At 64.1% G+C, this 540-nt stretch carries 1 protein-coding gene; it reads right to left on the bottom strand.

Translation table 11 applies throughout. The features are described 5' to 3' along the window. Positions 1 to 532: amino acid ABC transporter ATP-binding protein (locus C5P05_RS01150; protein WP_157979171.1), on the bottom strand; the 532-nt coding region annotated here is incomplete at its 3' end. Between the last annotated feature and the right edge of the window lie 8 nt (positions 533 to 540).

Genomic DNA, 540 nt, shown 5'->3' with positions numbered 1-540 from the left:
AGGTGGGTTCGTCAAACAGCATGATCTTGGGCGTCATGCACAGGGCGCGCGCAATCGCCACGCGCTGCTGCTGGCCGCCCGAGAGCTGGCTCGGGTATTTGTGCGCCTGCTCCGGAATGCGCACGCGTTTGAGGTATTTCATGGCGATGGTCTCGGCTTCGTCCCGGCTCAGGCCGCGCGAGCGCATCGGCGCCAGCGTGCAGTTTTGCAAAATGGTCAGGTGCGGAAACAGGTTGAACTGCTGGAACACCATGCCGACCTCTTGCCGCACCGAGTCCACGTTCTTGCCGCCGGCCGTCAGGTCGATGCCGTCCACCACGATGCGCCCGCCTTGCACCGTTTCCAGCCGGTTGATGCAGCGGATCAGGGTCGACTTGCCCGAGCCCGAGGGCCCGCAGACCACGATGCGTTCTCCGGCCCGCACGTTCAGGTTGATGTCGGTCAGCACCTGGAACTTGCCGAACCATTTGTCCAGCGCTTCGATGCGGATGATGGGTTCGGCGCCAGCGGCGTCAGGGGTGGGGGATGGCATTGTGTCTG

This window comes from Rhodoferax ferrireducens, assembly GCF_003347515.1.
Lineage (GTDB): Bacteria > Pseudomonadota > Gammaproteobacteria > Burkholderiales > Burkholderiaceae_C > Rhodoferax.
Note: the sequence above shows the minus strand (reverse complement) of the source record. Positions and strands in the feature narration are given on the sequence as shown.